We start from the raw sequence: 19194 nt of genomic DNA, 5'->3' as shown, positions 1-19194 counted from the left end.
AAGGCTTAGCCTGATTGGGGGCGAGCTGGCATCCCGCGAGTGTTAAAACGGTGCTTAGCAAAATCAGAGGTCGACAATGAGTTGGTATCGCCATATTTCTTTTAAAGACCTAATTTTTATAAGTTATATATTTCACATGTTATAGGTTGAAACAAAGAATAAATAAGCGGTTACTGTAGCGCATCTGTTAAAGACTTCCTTAAGGATAGCGAAAATGAAATCACGTGCAGCTGTTGCCTTTGGACCTGGACAACCTCTCGAAATTGTAGAAATTGATGTTGCTCCACCGCAAAAAGGTGAAGTTTTAGTCAAGATTACCCATACAGGTGTATGCCATACCGATGCATTTACTCTATCTGGTGATGATCCCGAAGGTGATTTTCCAGCAGTTTTAGGCCATGAAGGTGCGGGTATCGTAGTTCAGGTCGGTGAAGGCGTAACTAGCGTTCAGCCGGGTGATCATGTTATTCCACTGTATACGGCTGAGTGTGGCGAGTGTTTATTCTGTCAGTCAGGCAAGACCAATCTATGTGTTGCAGTTCGAGCTACACAAGGTAAAGGTCTGATGCCCGATGGTACAACGCGTTTTTCTTATAATGGACAACCGATTTATCACTACATGGGCTGTTCAACCTTTTCTGAATATACCGTTGTCGCAGAAGTGTCTTTGGCTAAAATCAATCCAGATGCTAACCCTGAACACGTCTGCCTATTGGGTTGCGGCGTGACCACTGGTTTAGGTGCAGTAAAAAATACAGCCAAAGTACAAAAGGGTGATACCGTTGCAGTCTTTGGTTTAGGTGGTATTGGTCTAGCTGTTGTACAAGGTGCAAAAAAAGCCAAAGCCAGCCGTATTATTGCGGTTGACACGAACCCTGACAAATATAAATTAGCAGCAGAATTCGGAGCAACTGATTTTGTAAACCCAAAAGATCATGACCGTCCTGTACAAGAAGTCATTGTTGAAATGACTGGTTGGGGGGTTGATCACTCATTTGAATGTATTGGTAACACCAATGTCATGCGCTCAGCACTTGAATGTGCACACCGTGGTTGGGGACAGTCGGTGATTATTGGTGTGGCAGGTGCAGGCCAAGAGATTTCAACGCGTCCATTCCAACTGGTCACTGGCCGTACCTGGAAAGGGACAGCTTTTGGTGGTGTAAAAGGTCGTTCGCAACTGCCTGGTATGGTTGAAGAAGCCATGACTGGCGACATTCGTTTAGCTCCATTTGTTACACATACCATGGGTCTCGACAAAATCAATGAAGCCTTTGACTTAATGCATGATGGAAAATCAATCCGTACTGTGATTCATTTTGAAGACTAATTCGCTGTAATATGTTTAAAAAACCAAGCTGCGGCTTGGTTTTTTGTTTTTGATTAGAAGAAAAGTGAATTGGCAAAACTGTTCATGTTGTTAGACAAAAATGATAAAAAATGTCAATTCGTTAGATTTTGTCCTTTTATGACATAGTCGAAAATAGGTTCTGACCTTATCTTGATGGCTCAATAATGCACACTTGTATAAAAATAAACTAAAGCAGAGGGTGACTATGGGAAAGCATGTTGAATACCGTCCTGAATGGGTACGTGAAGATTTCATTGATTTTCTGGCTGAAAAAGTAAATCCGCTATGGGCATGGAAAAAAGCCAAAGCGCGGATTGTTGCAAAGCATCACTTATCAGATGACTTCGTGTACATGCAGTTACAGCCAAATCATCATTTTAAAGCAACCGACTATCAAGCTGGGCAAAGTATCTTAGTGACAGTACTCATTGCTGGTGTACGTTGGCAGCGAAGCTATTCGATTGTTGAGATTTTAGAAAATGGTAATCTTGTGATTGCTGTCAAACAACAGGGCAAAGTTTCAAATGCACTCACTCAACAGCCTGTGAAAAGTGTAGTTGAAATTTCCCAAACGCAAGGCGAATTTGTTTTAAAAAGTCAGCTTCACTCTGCATTGATGATTGCCTCGGGGAGTGGTATTACCGCAATTTACGCATTGATTAAGGCTGCATTAAAATGCCCACAAACAGTTTCCAATATCGATCTCATTTACTTTACGCGGGATGATGCCTTTCGCGCAGAACTGCAAAGTCTGGTCGAACATTATCCGCAGTTTAAATATCACCATATCAATACATTGACCCATAAACAACATCTGAGCCAAGACTTGCTTAGCCAAAAGATTGAAGGTCTTGAACAACGTGAATGCTATGCCTGCGGTGCTGCCAATATGATGCAAAGCCTGACAGAAATTTATCAGGCTCTAGACTTAGTTGACTATCTGCATACCGAATACTTTCAAATTGTTGTCGATCACACCCAAAGTGCTCAAGTGGTCACGTTTCAACGTTCTCAGCAACAGTTTCAGGCCAAAAGCAATTTATTAGACAGTGCAGAACAGGCGGGTTTACGTCCCGCACATGGTTGTCGTATGGGCATTTGTAATACTTGTTCATGTACCAAAGTTCAGGGTGTGGTGCGGAATCTGCTCACAGGTGAGCTTGATCAAAACAATAACACACAAATTAAATTATGCATTTCACAGGCGGTTAGTCCTGTTGTGATCAACCTATAAGAAGGCATAGATATGAATCTTCCCGTTTATTTTAGTGAAAGCAGTAAATCCAAATATTTAAGTCCTGCACAAGTCGAAGAGTTTGGTGCGAAAGTTGAAGCAATCCGTCGTGAAGTGATGGAAAGTCTCAATGAAAAAGATGCTCAATATATTTACAAAATTCGAAATTTTGTGCGCTATAGCGAAATAAGCGCACGTGCAATACTCATGTTTGCAGGATGGTTACCTCCAGTATGGCTCTTGGGCACAGGTTTATTGGGAGTATCTAAAATCGTAGAAAATATGGAGCTTGGGCATAATGTCATGCATGGTCAGTTTGACTGGTTAAATGACCCGAGTCTCAATGGGGCAAATTATGACTGGGATACTATGGCCACAGGCCCCGACTGGAAACATACGCATAATTATATCCATCATACCTACACCAATATTGTTGGTATGGACCATGATGTCGGCTATGGCTTAGTCCGTGTGAGCGATGCACAGGTCTGGGAACCGCGCTTTTTGTTGAATCTACCTTTAGCTGCACAGTTGATGGTGTTTTTTGAGTGGTATGTTGGTATACAAAATCTGTATATAGAAGATGTGGTGGTCTATAAAACAAAAACTTGGCGTGAAGTTTGGGTAGAGTCATATGATTTTAGGCAGAAAATGAAACGCCAAGTGATTAAGGACTATGTCTTTTTCCCCATGATTGCTGGGCCAAATGCACTGCCAGTCTTTGCAGGAAATGCAGTAGCCAATGTTATTCGTAGTTTATGGGCATCCGCGGTGATTTTTAATGGTCACTTTACTGAAGATGCTGAAAACTTTGAAATGGACAATATTGACAATGAAACACGGGCCGAGTGGTATCTGCGCCAAATTCGAGGCTCAAGTAATTTTAGTGGGACACAGGCCTTGCATATCTTAAGCGGGAACTTGAGTCATCAAATCGAACATCATCTTTTCCCGGACATGCCAGCCAATCGCTACGCACAAGTCGCACCCAAAATTAAAGCACTGTGTGCAGAGTATGGAATTCATTACAATGAAGCGAGCTTTATCAAACAGTTTTCATCTGTTTGGGTGAAGTTGGCTAAATACTCGCTGCCAAATGAATGTTATGAAAAAAGTGACCCTACACAGTCTTTTCTGAAACACAATTTGAGTTTATTGAAGAAAAAAATCGTTAAATCATAGCTTGCAACTATCTACTAAATCAGAAGCCTGATTGGATAATATTTACCAATCAGGCTTCTGATTTTTTTGCACAAAAGTAGGGCGTAAAGCTCCTATGAATAACGTCTTTATGTAAATAGAATAAACTTAATCATTATGTGAATTATCGGTCTTTACTTAAAATAATGTATTGTTATTATTAGTTTTTCACTGAAATTTGTTTGGCTTAGTTATGTTGCTTAAATGCATGCTCATGTGCTATTGAAAGCCGCGCTCAGTTATTTGTCTGAATTGTGTAATAGTTGCAAATTTTCATTGGTATACGCTTATATAAGTTGTATATGATGCATATTGTGATGGTAATCACGCACTGTCGTTATATTTATATTTATTTTTTTGTTTTCACTGTTTTTTCATGACTTTGCTTGATTTCTTTTTAAACAATATGTCTGGTTATGGACTAAACCAGCGAGTTTAAGTTGCAGATAATTATTATGTCTCGAACCCATTCACAGCCTAAAATTAAATCTAAAAATATTGCCTATGATCAACAGGCAGGAAAGCGTTCTACTTTAAAAAAAGACCACCATCTGATTGATATTATTCCTCAGCTTTTTTGGATTCATAATGACCTCTGCAAATATATAAATTTACCCTTACGTCAGTATGTAGGAGGAATGGATTTATCTGCAGATAGCTTCAATTTGGTCGAATATATTCATCCAGAAGATGTACCAGCATTAGATGAATTTTTGCATCAACCGATAATTGCCGAGCTCACATTTGAAAAAACCTGCCGTATTCGTAATCATCAGGGCCAGTATCATTGGTTCTTAGTCCAAGGTGAAATGGATCGCTCTACGGTTGGATTTCAGCTGAGTTGCACTGATATTCATCAGGGCATGAAAATTTATATCGAGTCTTTGGCGCTGTTACGTGCGCATTCAGATATGTTAAATGCCAGCGTAGACTGCATTATTGTGGTTGAGCCAGATGGTATGGTCACACATATGAATAAGTCGGCATGTGTCATGTTATTGGGAAGTGCAGATGCTAAGGACTTTGGTATGTCTTGGGTCGAACTTTTGCCTCCTGCGGTGCGTAAAAAAGCCAAAAAAGCATTGCATGATGCAGGCCAAGGCCAAATTTCCCGTTTTAACGGCATGAGTTTATCGGACGGTAAAGTTTATTATTGGGATAATGTTCTGACACCTGTACTTGATGTTGACGGAGAGACCCAGAGTATTTTATGTGTTTCACGTGATATCACGCTGCAATATCTGACCGAACAAAAATTAAAACAAGGCAGTGAGCGTGATGAATTAACGGGTTTAAATAACCGACGTGCGTTTAAAGAAAAAATCAGAAAACTGTATAACAATGCACGTGACAAAAAGCAGAAGTTAGCCGTCATGCTGATGGACTTAGATCACTTTAAAACCATCAATGACACACTGGGTTATGCCGCAGGCGATCACTTGTTAAGGATTTTATCGAAACGTTTAAAACAAATTCTAGAAGGGCGAGCTTTCTTGGCACGCCTTGGTGGGGATGAATTTGGGGTGATTATTCCACATGTGCAGGATATAGGCGAACTCAATCAGATTGCCCAGCAGATTTTGCAACAACTTGAGTTTCCCATTACTTTTTCGGGTAATTACATCAATGGTGGCATGAGCATTGGATGTGGTCTATATCCAGATGATGCGAATGACCTCAGTGAGTTACTCAAATGTGCCGACACAGCACTTAATGATGTTAAAGCACAAGGCCGTGGCGGTATGCGCATGTTTGATCAGGATATGTTTAATGCAGTACGGGAACAATCAGAACAACTGAATTGTGCGCACCAAATTATTCGTAATGTTGCCATCGAGGCGTTCTTCCAACCGAAAGTGTGTTTAGATTCAGAACGAATTATTGGTTATGAAGCGCTATTACGCTGGCGTGATGATCAAAATAACATTCAAAGCCCTGCACGAATTGCAGCAGCTTTTAATGATTATGAGTTATCCAGCCGTATTGGTGAGATTATGCAGCATCAGGTTTTCAAGCAGATTACTGAATGGCGTGCAAAAGGCTTACAAGTTGTGCCTATTTCAATTAATGCAGCACCTGTTGAGTTTATGCGTGATAATTTTGCAGAGATCTTTTTGAAACGTCTCAAAGCCTATCGCATCCCCTCGAAATTTGTTGAAATCGAGGTTACTGAATATCATTTGGCTGAACGCGGCTATGAATACGTGGTTCGCGCCTTAAAAAAACTCAAAGCAAATGGTGTGCGAATAGCACTGGATGATTTTGGTACAGGGCATTCGTCTCTGACTCATTTACGCGACTATCCCGTTGATATTATTAAAGTTGACTGCTCTTTTGTACAACGTTTAAGTGATGATAAATCGATTTATGCCATTGTCGAAGGGTTAGCCAAACTTGGTCCGCTTTTATCGATGGATATCGTTGCTGAAGGGATTGAAACTGAAATGCAATTGCAGCTTTTAAGAGATATGGGCTGTCATATTGGGCAAGGTTATCTGTTTAGTCCACCTGTTTGTGCTCAGCAGGCAGAAATGCAGTTGCTAAAACTACACTAGGCATGGCTTCAATAGCGACTGTTCTCATGAACTCAAACATGATTAGGCCATTGAGTTAAAGGCGAAAGCAGTAGCTTAGACGGGATAGAACTGAATTTTTTGTATAAAAAAGTGTTGTAAAAGCAAAAAAATCAGCGTATTTTAAATTTCAGATAACATATTTTTTGAAGATATAAAAATGTTAAAGCAACCTGTAATCTCTAACGCAAATTATTACTTCTGGCAATTTAGATAATTGCCTGAACGCGTTCGGGCATCAAGAGGTTGCCCACCTAGTTAATACCTGATCGGCAACCCTGATCAGGTTTTTTTATATCTGCTGTTTTAATAAATTTTGGAGTACTTCATGAAAACAACTAACTATTCATACTTTAGCAACTTTTATTGGTTTTACTTTAGTCAATTTATGACTTTAGCCCAGCAATCCATTAGACCCATAACGCTCAAATAAAAGATCGGACTGAACACCACAGTCCAAAGGATACAAACCAATGAATGCTCTAAATACTGTACTACAAAGTACTCAAACGACAGTTCAAGAAACACTTTTAAGTTTGCCGCAGCAACTCAAAGCGCAGTTGCCACTTTCAACGCCATTAAAACTACAAATTGCTGAACAGCGTCAAACCATTCAAAATATATTAGAAGGCAAAGACCATCGTTTAATGGTCATTACAGGCCCGTGTTCCATTCACGACCCTATTGCGGTTTTAGAATACGCTGAAAAGTTAAAACAATTACAAACCAAAGTTTCAGATCAGATTTTCTTCGTAATGCGTGCCTATATTGAAAAACCACGGACTACGGTGGGCTGGAAAGGTTTTTTATACGATCCTTTACTTGATGGATCTTCCAATATGCAGTTGGGATTAGAGCAGTCTCGAGCATTGTATTTAGCGATTATTGAAATGGGTTTGCCGATTGCTACAGAAATTTTAAGCCCGATGGCGACTGCTTATTTCGACGATCTGTTGGCATGGGGAGCTATTGGTGCGCGTACCAGCGAGTCGCAGATTCATCGTGAAATTTCGAGTCATATGCCGTTTAGTATTGGTTTCAAAAATGGCACAGATGGTTCAATTCAAATTGCTCTGGATGCGATTCAGTCTGCATCAAACCCTCACCAGTTCATGGGAATTGGGCAGCAAGGCATGGCATGTATGCTTCAGTCCCAAGGAAATCCGAAGCCACACTTGATTTTACGTGGTGCAAACTCGGGGCCTAACTATGCTTTAGCCGATATTCGTCATATGCAAGATAAAGTCAAAGATGAATTACCTGCTTTGGTGATTGACTGTAGTCATGGTAACAGTAGTAAAAATCCACTCAATCAACCTAATGTATTGCGTAGCATTGTTGCAGAACGTACGCAAAGCAATGTGTGTGGTGTCATGCTTGAAAGTCATTTGGTTGATGGTAATCAGAAAATTTCAGATGACATGGTCTATGGTCAGTCTGTTACGGATGGCTGTTTAGGCTGGGAAAAAACCGAGCAAGTACTTTTAGAGGTTGCCGACACATTACGCAGCCACGCTGTTCAACGTAGTGCTTAATCAACGCAGCCAAAAAGACCTTTCATTGAAAGGTCTTTTTTTTGTGATGTAGTTCAATAAATGAAGATAATAAATTGAAAAATAAGCTAAAAATTATTTATCAAACGATAAATTAGGTTGAGCTAGAGCAGAAACTTATGCAAAATCAGAAGCCTGAAAGAACACGATAAAAAATTGTATTTTGAAGAAAAGAAATGCTTTTTAAAGTCAGCTATTTGCACTAATTTTTAGAGAACACTATGTATTCTGCAGAACTTTTAGAAGAAGCCCGTCGGATGATGTTTCACATGCTCAGCAAAGTGGTTGAGTATGGTGGTTCAGACTTATTTATATCTGCAGACTTTCCGCCAAGTATTAAGCATCAGGGCCTTATGAAGCCATTGGGTCAACAAAACTTGCCATCTGATCAGACCAAACTCTTTGCTTATAGTTTAATGAACGAAAAGCAACGATTAGAGTTCGAAACTGAGCTGGAGTGTAATTTTGCAATTAGCGTTCCCAATGTCTCACGTTTTCGCGTCAATGTTTTTCAGCAGCAACTACATGTAGGTATGGTGATTCGTACGATTACCGCGGAAATTCCTAACTTCACCAAGTTACAACTTCCAACGTCTTTAAAAGACGTGATTATGGAAAAACGTGGTTTAGTATTGGTAGTTGGCGGTACAGGGTCGGGTAAATCGACATCTTTGGCGGCCATGATTGATCATCGAAATGAAAACTCGGCAGGGCACATTATTACGGTTGAAGACCCAGTGGAATATGTTCACAAGCATAAGAAATCGATGATTACTCATCGAGAAGTAGGTGTGGACTGTCACTCTTGGCACAATGCTTTGAAAAATACTTTGCGCCAAGCACCTGATGTCATTTTAATTGGTGAGATTCGTGACACGGAGACTATGGAGCATGCCATAGCTTTTGCAGAAACAGGCCACTTATGCCTAGGCACATTACATGCTAATAATGCAAATCAGGCTTTAGATCGAATTATTAACTTTTTCCCAGACGAACGTCGCAATCAACTTTTGATGGACTTATCTTCCAATATGAAGGCGATTATTTCACAGCGTCTGGTGCGAACTGAAGATGGGCGTGGTCGCCGAGCAGCAGTGGAAATCATGCTCAATACGCCGTTGATGTCAGACTTGATACTTAAAGGGAATTTCCATGAACTCAAAGAAGTGATGTCGAAGTCACGAGAGCTAGGTATGCAGACCTTTGATCAGGCTTTGTTTGATTTATACAATCAAGGTGCAATTGCTTATGAAGAGGCGCTACGAAATGCAGACTCGGTCAATGAATTACGTCTACAGATTAAGTTAAAGAGTAGTCGTGACAACCCGCAGTTAAGCTCAAATAGTGCTTTGTCTTTTGATCAAGCGGTTGCTGAAAAAGCCAAAGACGCTGAAGAAGAGAAGGCCGACGCCTAATTTTCTGAGTCCGTATGTTCATTGCGATGCGCATACGGACTGATATTTTAAGCGGTTTTCTTTCTATTCGCGATACGGCATAGAACAATAAACTTAAAATGGTTGTCAGTGCACAGAATAAATAGGTGAAGCTATAACCTTGCTTAGAAATGAGTAGACCCAACAATACAGAGCCAAGAGCAATACCTAAGTCATACATGGTAAAGAACGTGGAGGTCGCATGGCCAATCCGATGCTTTTCCGCACCTTGAATAGCTAAAGTTTGTAGACAAGGCTGTGCAGAACCAAAGCCCATGCCAACGCATACTGCCGCAACCAATAAACCCGTCAGAGATTGAATCTGACTGAGACTCACAAGTCCTAAGCTAAATAATATAATCGCTGGGTAAATCACATAGCTCGCTCCGCGACGGTCATAAATTTTACCTGTAATCGGGCGTAGACTCATCATGGAAATCGCAAAGACGATAAAAAACAAGCTCGCGTAGTTCAGCAGATGTTTAGACTCTGCATAAGTTGAAATGAACGACATAATACTGGCATAGGAAAAAGAAACGATCATACCCATAATTGAAATATTCAAGGCTTTAGTTTCAACAAAGTCATGGATACTGAGCTTGCGCTTCACGGGTGGTGTCAATTTTTGAGTGGTCTGCTGAATTGGGATAAAGAAGCAAAACAAGAAACCGAGACAGACACTAAACGCTAAAATTCCTGCGACCATTGGATAGGATACAGACTGGATCAGGGTTAAACCGAGGAATGGCCCAAGTACAATCCCCAGATTAATGGACATGACAAAATAGCCCATGCCTTCGCCTTTACGTTTTTCTGGAATAAACTCATTGACGATAGGTACGGCAACTGTGGTGACGATGCTGAACCAAATGCCATGTAGAAAACGAACCAGTAACAACAGTTGTAAATTATCAGCAAACAAATAGGCCAAGGAAAACAAACAAAATAGGGCTTCCGCGATAAAAAGCGTTTTCTTATTTCCCAATTTTTCAATAATGAGTCCGCTAAAAGGGCGAACTGCGATAGACGATGCCATGAACAAAGTCATGGCTAAGCCTGCTTGTGCAAGGCTTCCACCCAAATCATTCAAAATATAGATTGGGAGGATTGAGGTCTGCGCAAAGTAAAAGATGAACAAAAACAGATTGTTCACTAAGCAAAGAATAAAAGACTTATTCCATAGCGACGATGTATTAAGAGCAGACATGCAGAACCTTTGGTTCGAAGAAGAGGCCACAGGGCGTGAGCTGTTGCTATTATTTTATGCAGAAGCTAGGTCACGGCTGTGAAATTAGAATAACCAAATTATAAGATAATGCACGTGAAAAGTATAATTATAGTAATAAATGCTGGTATTTAAGCGAGTTGAACTGAAAAATATTAAGTTAATTTATCAAAATAAGAGGATAGTTGCAAAAAATCAGTCCGCAGACTGATTTTTTGAGCCGTAAATATGAATACTAGGCTTATAGACCTGCTTCATAGGCTGTGCTTGAAAGGAGTTGTTCTACATCTGCGATATTGTCTGGTTTGATTTTATAAATCCAACCTTTGCCGTAGGGGTCATCATTGACGAAGTCAGGATCATCTTCCAGATTGGCATTGATTTCTACCACGGTGCCAGAAACTGGTGCATGAATATCAGAAGCTGTTTTTACAGATTCAACCACACCCGCTTGTTCGCCTGCAGTGATTTGTTGACCAACTTCTGGTGTTTCAACGTAGACTAAATCGCCTAAGGCATCCTGTGCATGGTCTGAAATACCAGTTACAACAAGATCACCTTCAATACGCACCCATTCATGTGTACTTGCATACTTCAATTCTGAAGGATGATTCATGAATAACTCCTTAAAATACAAAAATCATTTTTCGCATGATTTATACATGCTTTTTTATCAAAACAAAAGATCTATAAATACGGATCTTTACGCCAATTACTCGGGCTGCGGCCACTCCAACGCTTAAATGCTCGGCTGAAATTTGCCACATCACTATATCCCAGTTCATCTGCGATTTGCTCTAAGCTATAGTCTGTACGTGACAAAAGTGACGTGGCATGACGGTAACGCACTTCATCCACAATGGTTGAAAAAGACGTGCTTTCAGCAGCCAGTTGGCGCTTCAGTGTTCGATCAGACATGTGTAAGAGGTCAGCGACATGCTCGATGCTTAAATAGTGTTGTTCTGAGCGCGTCAAAATGTCACGTACACGCATCGATAATCTTCGGCGTTCGCCCATGGCTGAGAGCTCAGCTTCACACTGATTAATGGCTATTTGGCTTGCAAGTGGGTCAGCATTGACCATTTTAAAGCCGAGATAATGCTTATCAAAACTCAAAAGTAAATGTGGTTGATCAAAGCGAACACTATGGTTAGGTAGCTTTGCACGATAGCGATCAAAGCCTTCGGGTTCTGGAAAATCGAAATCAATTTCCCCAGCCAGATTTTCAATACCAGTGAGCGCCTTACTCATCGAAACAATGCCAAAAATAATACTGATCGCAATATCGGTACGCAACGGTTCTATATCGACATCACAGCGTAATTGTAAAGTCGCTTTTTCGCCAAAGGTGGAAAAGAAAAGCTGCAAAAAAGGCATGCGCAGTTGAATAAAGCGGTTAGCAAGTACCAAGGCTTCGCCAATATCATGAGTTGTCATAATGGCATAGCCAATGAAGCCATGAATTGAAATACGCATTTGCGTGCCTAGATGGTAGCCAAGCGTGGGCTCACCAGTGAGACGGCTGGCCAACTTCACAAGTTCATTGGCAGTATGAACAGGTATGCGAAAGTCCGGCTCTGCGAGTTGTTCGCTCGTGAGTTGAAAAGGGGAAAATAGCGTCTCTGCGTTATAGCCCCAACGAGACACAACATCTAACAACAATAAGCCATAAACACCAGGAATTCCTTGATCTTGGCGAAGTGAAACTGTTTTCATGCGCGATCCATTGCATTTTTCTTTCTTTTCTAACTGAAGTTATATTGGCATGAATATTTCAAATTCATGGAGCATATTGTTGGACAATATGTTCCGAGCCTATATCAATTCAGTATCTTTTACATTTTTGATTTAGTGGAACGATATTATAAATATCATAAATTTCTGAGCAAAAATATAAGACTCTCGATAAAAATCAAGGCTCAGCAAATGATGCTAAAAGTTAAGTAAAATCTTTTCAAAATCAGCACGCTAAAATCATTGATGATAATGATCTAAGCGTGCTGAGGACGGGAAGTAAAATTAGGCTTCTTTCTTTTTAATTGGATGTTGTTCCGTTAAAAATCCACCTGTTTGACGCTGCCAAAGGTGCGCATAGATACCATTTTTTTGAATCAGCTCTTCATGTGTCCCTTGTTCTGCAATACGACCTTCATCAAGCACAATCAAACGATCCATTTGAGCAATGGTTGAAAGACGGTGTGCAATCGCAATCACCGTTTTATCTTGCATTAAGTCATCAAGGCTAGATTGAATTGCAGCTTCAACTTCTGAGTCTAGGGCACTGGTGGCTTCATCTAAAATTAAGATTGGTGCATCTTTCAAGAACACACGAGCAATGGCGATACGCTGGCGTTGGCCACCTGAAAGTTTCACTCCACGTTCACCAACATAGGCTTCATAACCTGATTTACCACGTAAGTCAGTCAGCTGAGGAATAAACTCTTCGGCTTTGGCTTTACGTACAGCAGCATACATTTCTTCATCACTGGCATTGGGACGGCCATATTTGATATTTTCTGCGACACTACGGTGTAGCAGGGAGGTGTCTTGAGTCACTAAGGCAATATTACGACGTAAACTGTCTTGGGTGACATCTTCAATATTCTGTCCATCAATTAAAATTTCACCCTGTTTCAATTGATAAAAATGCAGCAATAGTTGAATCAGTGTTGATTTCCCTGCACCAGAGCGGCCAACGATCCCAATTTTTTCACCAGCTCGGATGCGTAGGTTTAAATTGTCGATGACATTTTTACTGTTGTACGCAAAAGTTACGTCTTTAAATTCAATCACGCCTTGTTTAACCTCAAGGTCTTTGGCATCAGGTTTGTCTTGAATCGTGATCGAACGACCGAGGGTTTTCATGCCGTCTTGAATGGTGCCGACACTTTCAAAAAGTGCTGAGGTTTGCCACATGATAAATTCAGCAATACTGCTCAGTTTTAAAATCATAGCCGTTGCAGCAGCAATAACACCGAGTTCAACTCGCCCATTCATCCATAACCAAACTGCAGTGCCCAATACGCCTGCGTACAGCACTATATTTAAAAACAGGATGCTGATTTCATACTTAGCACCTAAACGCATTTGTTTATAAACGGTGACCATGAACTCTTGCATCGAGGATTTGGCATATAAGCTTTCTCGTCCTGCATGGGCAAAAAGCTTTACTGTTTGAATATTGGTATAAGCATCGGTAACACGGCCAGTCATCACAGCTCGGGCATCGGCTTGTTCATTTGAAACTTTGCTCAAACGTGGAATGAAGTAATACGCAGCGCAGATAAACAAAGCCAACCAGACCAGTAAAGGTAATATTAGGAGCGGGGAGATAGCGGCAAGCACCAGATTGACCGTGACAAAATAAATCAGCACATAAGCCAACATGTCACCCAAAATAACCCAAAACTCACGTATTGCCAGTGCAGTTTGCATGACTTTTGCGGAGAGTCTTCCTGCAAAATCATTGTGAAAAAAGTCGAGGCTTTGCTTCAGCAGTAAATTATGAAAGCGCCAGCGCAGACGCATCGGAAAAGTGCTAAATAATATTTGGTGTTTAATAATCGACTGTAAACTGGCAAATAAAATATTGGCCAATAAAATACAGAATAACAGGACTAAATTTGAACCATGTTCTGCTAAAAATGTTTCTGGCTGGCTTTTACTGAGCCAGTTTACTAAGTCACCAATTTTGGCATAAAACAAGGCTTCAAAACTGGCAGCACCAGCCGTGAATAAAACCAAAATCAGCAAATAGCCACGCACACCTTTAGCGGCCTGCCATACAAACGGAAAGAACGTGGTCGGTAAAGGTTGGTTTAAACCTTCTTCTGGATAGGGATCAACACGTTTTTCAAACCATTTGAACATGAATAAAACCTTCTAAAAATAAGCCATTTATAATGGTAATGGCTTGTTTTATAAATAAGCAGAATTTGAAAATTTTAGCATGAAAAGACCTCAGTGGTCTGTGTAAATTGCGAGAGACTAAACGATGTTGTAGCAGTATGGATAGCAAGAAATGTAGATGAATAGATATAAAAGTCTGATATAGAGAAGAGTGATAAAAGGGAATCCAAGCAAATGAATCCCCCAAGATGCTTAAAGCATTAGTTTGCTTGAGCTTCTGATGTCGCAACCGCATCAGATGCAGCAGCTTCTGAAGCAGGTGCTGCATTTTCAGTTGCAACAGCAGCTTGAGTGGTTTCTACAACTTGAGTTTCTGCTGCAAAAGAAGATGTCGCTGCTACAGCTAAAAGGGCAGCACATAAAGATTTATTTAAAGTATTCATTTTAGAAAGTCTTACAAAGTGAAAAGGAGTGGCTAATTTAATGAAGAGAAAAGGTTGATATTGTGATATTGCGGTATATTTCATGTAAATGATCACATAATTGACTTACATAATACACAACGTAAATAACACAGTTGTTGAAAAACTAATGTTATGTATTTTTCAGAATCTTTATTCTAGAGTGGGTGATTTAGAACATATGTTGAAACGCTTATTCTGCGTTTTTAAAACCTTAGTATGCTAAACCTAGAGTGGTTTTAGCATACCAAAGTGAAAAAAATTACGGGTTTGATAGTGCGATTTGCATGTCATATCCCGATGGAGCTTGGTAAATTTTGAGACCAAATTCGGGAAGAATGGCAATTAAATGATCGAAGATATCCGACTGAATCGCTTCATAATCTTTCCATGCAATTTGATTGCTAAATGCATAAATTTCCAGCGGCAAACCTTTTTCAGTCGGTTGTAGCTGACGCACGATTAAAGACTGGTGTTTTGAAATGTTCGGATGCTGATTAAGGTACAGCTCAACATACGCACGGAAGGTCCCGATATTGGTTAAACGTCGCTGATTACAAGGAGATGTATTGCTCAGTTTTTGATTAAACTCAACCAGCTCTGTGCTTTTGTGATCCAAATATTGGTCTAATAATAAAAACTCTTTAAGTTTGCTTTGTTCTGCTTCAGACATAAAGTGAACGCTACTTTGGTCAATATAAAGTGAGCGTTTGATACGACGTACGCCTGCCTGTGACATACCCCGCCAGTTTTTAAAAGTATCTGTGACCAATTTGTTGGTTGGAATTGTGGTAAAGGTTTTATCAAAGTTCTGTACAGTGATGGTATGTAATGACATATCAATGACATCACCGTCTGCATTCAGAGATGGCATTTCAATCCAATCTCCAATGCGAACCATGTCATAGGATGAAATCTGAACAGAAGCCACCAAAGACAAAATGGTGTTTTGGAAGACCAACATCAGCACTGCCGCCATTGCACCAAAGCCCGCTAGCAAGGTGAAGACATCTTTCTTCAAGAAAGTCCCTAAGATCATCAGGCCACAAACGATGAAAATAATGAGTTTGATCAGCTGTAAATAGCCTTTGATGGGCTTATTTCTAGACTTTGGATTACGTTGATAAACCAAATTGAAGATATTCAGTAATTCACCAATCGCCAGCGCAATGGTTAAGAAAATAAAGGCCTGTGCCGCCATTTGGACAAAGGTGACCATTTTCGTAGATAGGTGAGGAACGGTAACGATACCATTCATAATGACGATTGCTGGGACAATGTTCGCAATTCGACGAATCACACTATGCTGCGACATGATGTCGTGATTGGCAAATTTTAGCTTAGTGATGAGATGCCGAATACCACGAACGACAACATGCTTGGCAATAATATACGCCAGTATAGCCACTAGAATGAGTATGCAGAATCCTGTCAACATTTCGATCCAAGGATACTGATCTGACCAGTCTTTTAAACTCTGTATGAAATGAAAATTATCCAAAATGCGATCTTCTTTTGATTAAAACACTGTAAATAGTGTAATCAGCTATACGAATTAAGCAAATTGTGTCACTAAGTTTATACATGTTTTCAACGACTTGTTTATTTACTCTCGTAGATTTGTTTTTTAAATCGATATTTGAATGTCATGAAGCATAAATTGTTAATGGTCGGGATATGTCAGAGCAGTGGAATGGTAAATTAGTTTTATAATGAACTAGGAAAAAACGAAGCTTCCAATATGGAAGCTTCTGATGGTTCAAATTACCACATGAGATCATCAGGGATCACGTACGCAGCATATGGATCTTCCTCATCGGTGACTGCTTCATTTTTCTCAGAGGTATTTATGATAATAAAGCCTTCAAGTTTGGCATTAATACGATCAGCTAAAGCTTTAGGTAAGAAGGCGTAGCTTTCATGATCACGTGCAATCACGAGGCTACCAGCAACCAAGGCATTGTAAATTTGTTGATTGATATATTGTTTTTTGATTTTGCCATCGTCAATAAACTGATAGGCCACGTCACCATCGGTATCCCGGATTTTATGTTGCGTGATCATTTGAATGATCGTCGCTTTGAGCTCTTTTTCTTGCAATATCGCTTTCTTCTCAAGTTCAATAGCCTGATCTTTGGCCTGTTTTTGCTGTTTGTCTTGTGCAATTTTTGCCTTGATCTCTGCTTCACTGCTTTGACCTGTTCTTTGCTCATGCACTGCTTGTTTAGAAAGTTTTTTGGCCTTTTTGTTGTCAACTAAACCGGCTTTGAGTAACTGAGCCTGTAATGCATTTTTTACCATAGCGAATTCCACAACTGCGTTTAAAAACGACGATAACGAAAGTAAATGATCCAATATACAACACTAAGGATCAAGCTTAATGCTGTTGGAACTAAAAAAGAATTGAGTTTTAAATAGGGATACATCCAACTTGCACAGAGTCCACCGATCAAAAAGCCACTTAAAATCAAAAGATGTAAAACTACACGCCGACGCTCAACCACGAGTCCGCGCACACGATAACCAAGCGCTAAGCCGAGATCGGTAAGAACACCCGATAAATGTGTGGTGCGAATGATGGTGCCTTTATAATGGCTCACCATGGCATTTTGCACACCCATTGCGACGCAGGCCCAGAGTAAAGCATAGCGTGGAAAATAAGGCAGAAAGAACCAACACAAAAAAATAAAAAAAGCCACTAACGTGAGTGGTACGCCATAGCGGCGTCCCAATCGAAAGTGACTATTTCCCAGAATTACACCGCTATAAAATGAACCGATGACATAGCAGAGTGTTACTAATAGCAAATATAAAATGCTTTCGGGTTGCCAATGTACAAGCGACATCGCCAAAACACTTACATTACCAGTCATATGGGAAACAGACTGGTGTAAAACAGTCACCAGTCCTAAGACATTAATCATTCCTGCATTGACTGCAAGAAAGAATGCCCCCAGTTGAATCCAAAGTGGTAAGTGTTGAAATGGCATAACTTCAAAAAAGAAATAATATACTGATTCTACAATATATTATTTTGAAGCGCGGTCAACTGCTGCAGTAAATAATACGTCAGTTGATGAGTTCAATGCTGTTTCAGTAGAGTCTTGTAGTACGCTAATCACCATACCAATTGCAACCACTTGCATTGCAATATCAGATGAAATACCAAATAGGCCACATGCCACAGGGATCAACAGCAAAGAACCACCTGCAACACCAGAAGCACCACAAGCTGAAACTGTTGCAAGCACAGATAAAATCATCATGGTGGTAAAGTCAACATTAAGACCTAGTGTATTGACTGCTGCCAGTGTAAGCACAGTAATAGTCACTGAGGCGCCGGCCATGTTAATGGTCGCACCGAGTGGAATGGCTACACTCGCTGTAGATTCAGCAACACCCAAACGTTTTGCAAGATCTAAGTTCACAGGAATGTTTGCAGCAGAACTACGCGTGAAGAAAGCAGTGATACCACTTTCACGTAAACACTGAAATACCAAAGGATATGGATTGCTACGTGTTACCACAGCAACCATAAGCGGGTTGATGACTAAGGCAACGAAAGCCATTGTACCGAGTAAGACGGCCAATAAATGTGCATAGCTTGCTAAGGTACTTAAACCTGTTTCTGCAAAGGTTACCGCCACTAGACCGAAAATACCGATCGGCGCAAAGTTAATCACCAAACGAATCACGCTATTTACTGCGTGTGCAGTATCATTGAGTAAGTCTTTGGTTGAGTCTTTGGCATGACGGAATGCAGCACCCAAGGCTACAGCCCATGCTAAAATACCAATGAAGTTTGCTTCACTAATGGCAGTTACAGGGTTAGCAATAAAGCTCAGCAGTAAGTTCTTAAAGATTTCAATCAAGCTGCTTGGTGGTTGTAAGTCAGTATTTGCAGGTAAGTTTAAGAACAAAGTACTTGGGAAAGCGATGCTGACAGCAACTGCTGAAAAAGCAGCCAGTAACATACCCACGGCATACATGATGATGATAGGACGTAGATTCGCACTATGACCTACTTTAAAATTTGCAATAGAAGCAAGAACCAAGACAAATACAAGTACAGGCGCGACAGATTTTAACGCTTTAATAAATAAGTCGCCTAGCAGGCTCAAATAAGGTGCAACGCCTGGGAAAACAAGGGCTACACCAATACCCAAAATAATGGCAATAATAATTCGAGTAACTAGACTCATTCGCGCTAAAACAGAAAACATAGAGGCGCCTTGTTGAAATTATGAGGACAAAATACGGATTTTAAGTGCGCCATTTTATACCTAATTTGCTAACTGACTGAAAAATATTTAAA

At 40.3% G+C, this 19194-nt stretch carries 15 protein-coding genes; 6 read left to right on the top strand and 9 right to left on the bottom strand.

Annotated features, from left to right (window positions below):
• Positions 1-214 precede the first annotated feature (214 nt).
• From AXW61_RS14300 to AXW61_RS14275, 6 genes are all read left to right on the top strand, one after another.
• Positions 215-1330 (top strand): S-(hydroxymethyl)glutathione dehydrogenase/class III alcohol dehydrogenase, encoded by a 1116-nt coding sequence (locus AXW61_RS14300; protein ID WP_062034832.1) that lies wholly within the window; start codon positions 215-217, stop codon positions 1328-1330.
• A 226-nt stretch (positions 1331-1556) separates the two neighbouring features.
• On the top strand, positions 1557-2585 hold the full coding sequence (locus AXW61_RS14295; RefSeq protein WP_062034831.1) for an FAD-binding oxidoreductase: 1029 nt from the start codon (positions 1557-1559) through the stop codon (positions 2583-2585).
• Positions 2586-2597: 12 nt separating this feature from the next.
• Positions 2598-3767, top strand: a complete 1170-nt coding sequence (locus AXW61_RS14290; protein WP_062034830.1) for an acyl-CoA desaturase — start codon at positions 2598-2600, stop codon at positions 3765-3767.
• Positions 3768-4240: 473 nt separating this feature from the next.
• On the top strand, positions 4241-6340 hold the full coding sequence (locus AXW61_RS14285; protein ID WP_062034829.1) for an EAL domain-containing protein: 2100 nt from the start codon (positions 4241-4243) through the stop codon (positions 6338-6340).
• A gap of 491 nt (positions 6341-6831) precedes the next feature.
• Positions 6832-7893 carry a 3-deoxy-7-phosphoheptulonate synthase gene (locus AXW61_RS14280; protein WP_062034828.1) on the top strand — a complete coding sequence of 354 codons (1062 nt, stop codon included), beginning with the start codon at positions 6832-6834 and terminating at the stop codon, positions 7891-7893.
• 239 nt (positions 7894-8132) lie between these two features.
• Positions 8133-9326, top strand: a complete 1194-nt coding sequence (locus AXW61_RS14275; RefSeq protein ID WP_062034827.1) for a PilT/PilU family type 4a pilus ATPase — start codon at positions 8133-8135, stop codon at positions 9324-9326.
• Here the strand turns inward: AXW61_RS14275 and AXW61_RS14270 are convergent.
• From AXW61_RS14270 to sstT, 9 genes are all read right to left on the bottom strand, one after another.
• Entirely contained in the window at positions 9211-10551 is a 1341-nt protein-coding gene (locus AXW61_RS14270; RefSeq protein ID WP_155858681.1) for an MFS transporter, read from the bottom strand. The two genes, AXW61_RS14275 and AXW61_RS14270, sit on opposite strands and share 116 nt — an antisense overlap.
• A gap of 259 nt (positions 10552-10810) precedes the next feature.
• A complete protein-coding gene (gene gcvH, locus AXW61_RS14265) occupies positions 10811-11185 on the bottom strand; it encodes a glycine cleavage system protein GcvH (protein ID WP_004693240.1) in 375 nt (124 codons plus the stop codon).
• A gap of 71 nt (positions 11186-11256) precedes the next feature.
• Positions 11257-12285, bottom strand: a complete 1029-nt coding sequence (locus tag AXW61_RS14260; protein ID WP_004979806.1) for an AraC family transcriptional regulator — start codon at positions 12283-12285, stop codon at positions 11257-11259.
• 303 nt (positions 12286-12588) lie between these two features.
• Positions 12589-14439 carry an ABC transporter ATP-binding protein gene (locus AXW61_RS14255; RefSeq protein WP_062034826.1) on the bottom strand — a complete coding sequence of 617 codons (1851 nt, stop codon included), beginning with the start codon at positions 14437-14439 and terminating at the stop codon, positions 12589-12591.
• 239 nt (positions 14440-14678) lie between these two features.
• Positions 14679-14861 (bottom strand): hypothetical protein, encoded by a 183-nt coding sequence (locus tag AXW61_RS17640; protein WP_010326649.1) that lies wholly within the window; start codon positions 14859-14861, stop codon positions 14679-14681.
• Positions 14862-15141: 280 nt separating this feature from the next.
• The gene (locus AXW61_RS14245) at positions 15142-16380 is read right to left on the bottom strand and encodes a mechanosensitive ion channel domain-containing protein (RefSeq protein ID WP_062034825.1); all 1239 of its coding nucleotides are present in this window, start codon (positions 16378-16380) and stop codon (positions 15142-15144) included.
• Between the two features lie 263 nt (positions 16381-16643).
• Positions 16644-17180, bottom strand: a complete 537-nt coding sequence (locus tag AXW61_RS14240; RefSeq protein WP_062034824.1) for a DUF2058 domain-containing protein — start codon at positions 17178-17180, stop codon at positions 16644-16646.
• A gap of 20 nt (positions 17181-17200) precedes the next feature.
• On the bottom strand, positions 17201-17869 hold the full coding sequence (locus AXW61_RS14235; protein WP_062034823.1) for a YoaK family protein: 669 nt from the start codon (positions 17867-17869) through the stop codon (positions 17201-17203).
• Positions 17870-17908: 39 nt separating this feature from the next.
• A complete protein-coding gene (sstT, locus tag AXW61_RS14230) occupies positions 17909-19102 on the bottom strand; it encodes a serine/threonine transporter SstT (protein ID WP_062034822.1) in 1194 nt (397 codons plus the stop codon).
• Between the last annotated feature and the right edge of the window lie 92 nt (positions 19103-19194).

Source organism: Acinetobacter sp. BMW17 (assembly GCF_001592855.1).
In the GTDB taxonomy this organism is placed as follows: Bacteria; Pseudomonadota; Gammaproteobacteria; order Pseudomonadales; family Moraxellaceae; genus Acinetobacter; species Acinetobacter johnsonii.
This window is presented reverse-complemented; position numbering and strand designations above follow the sequence as displayed.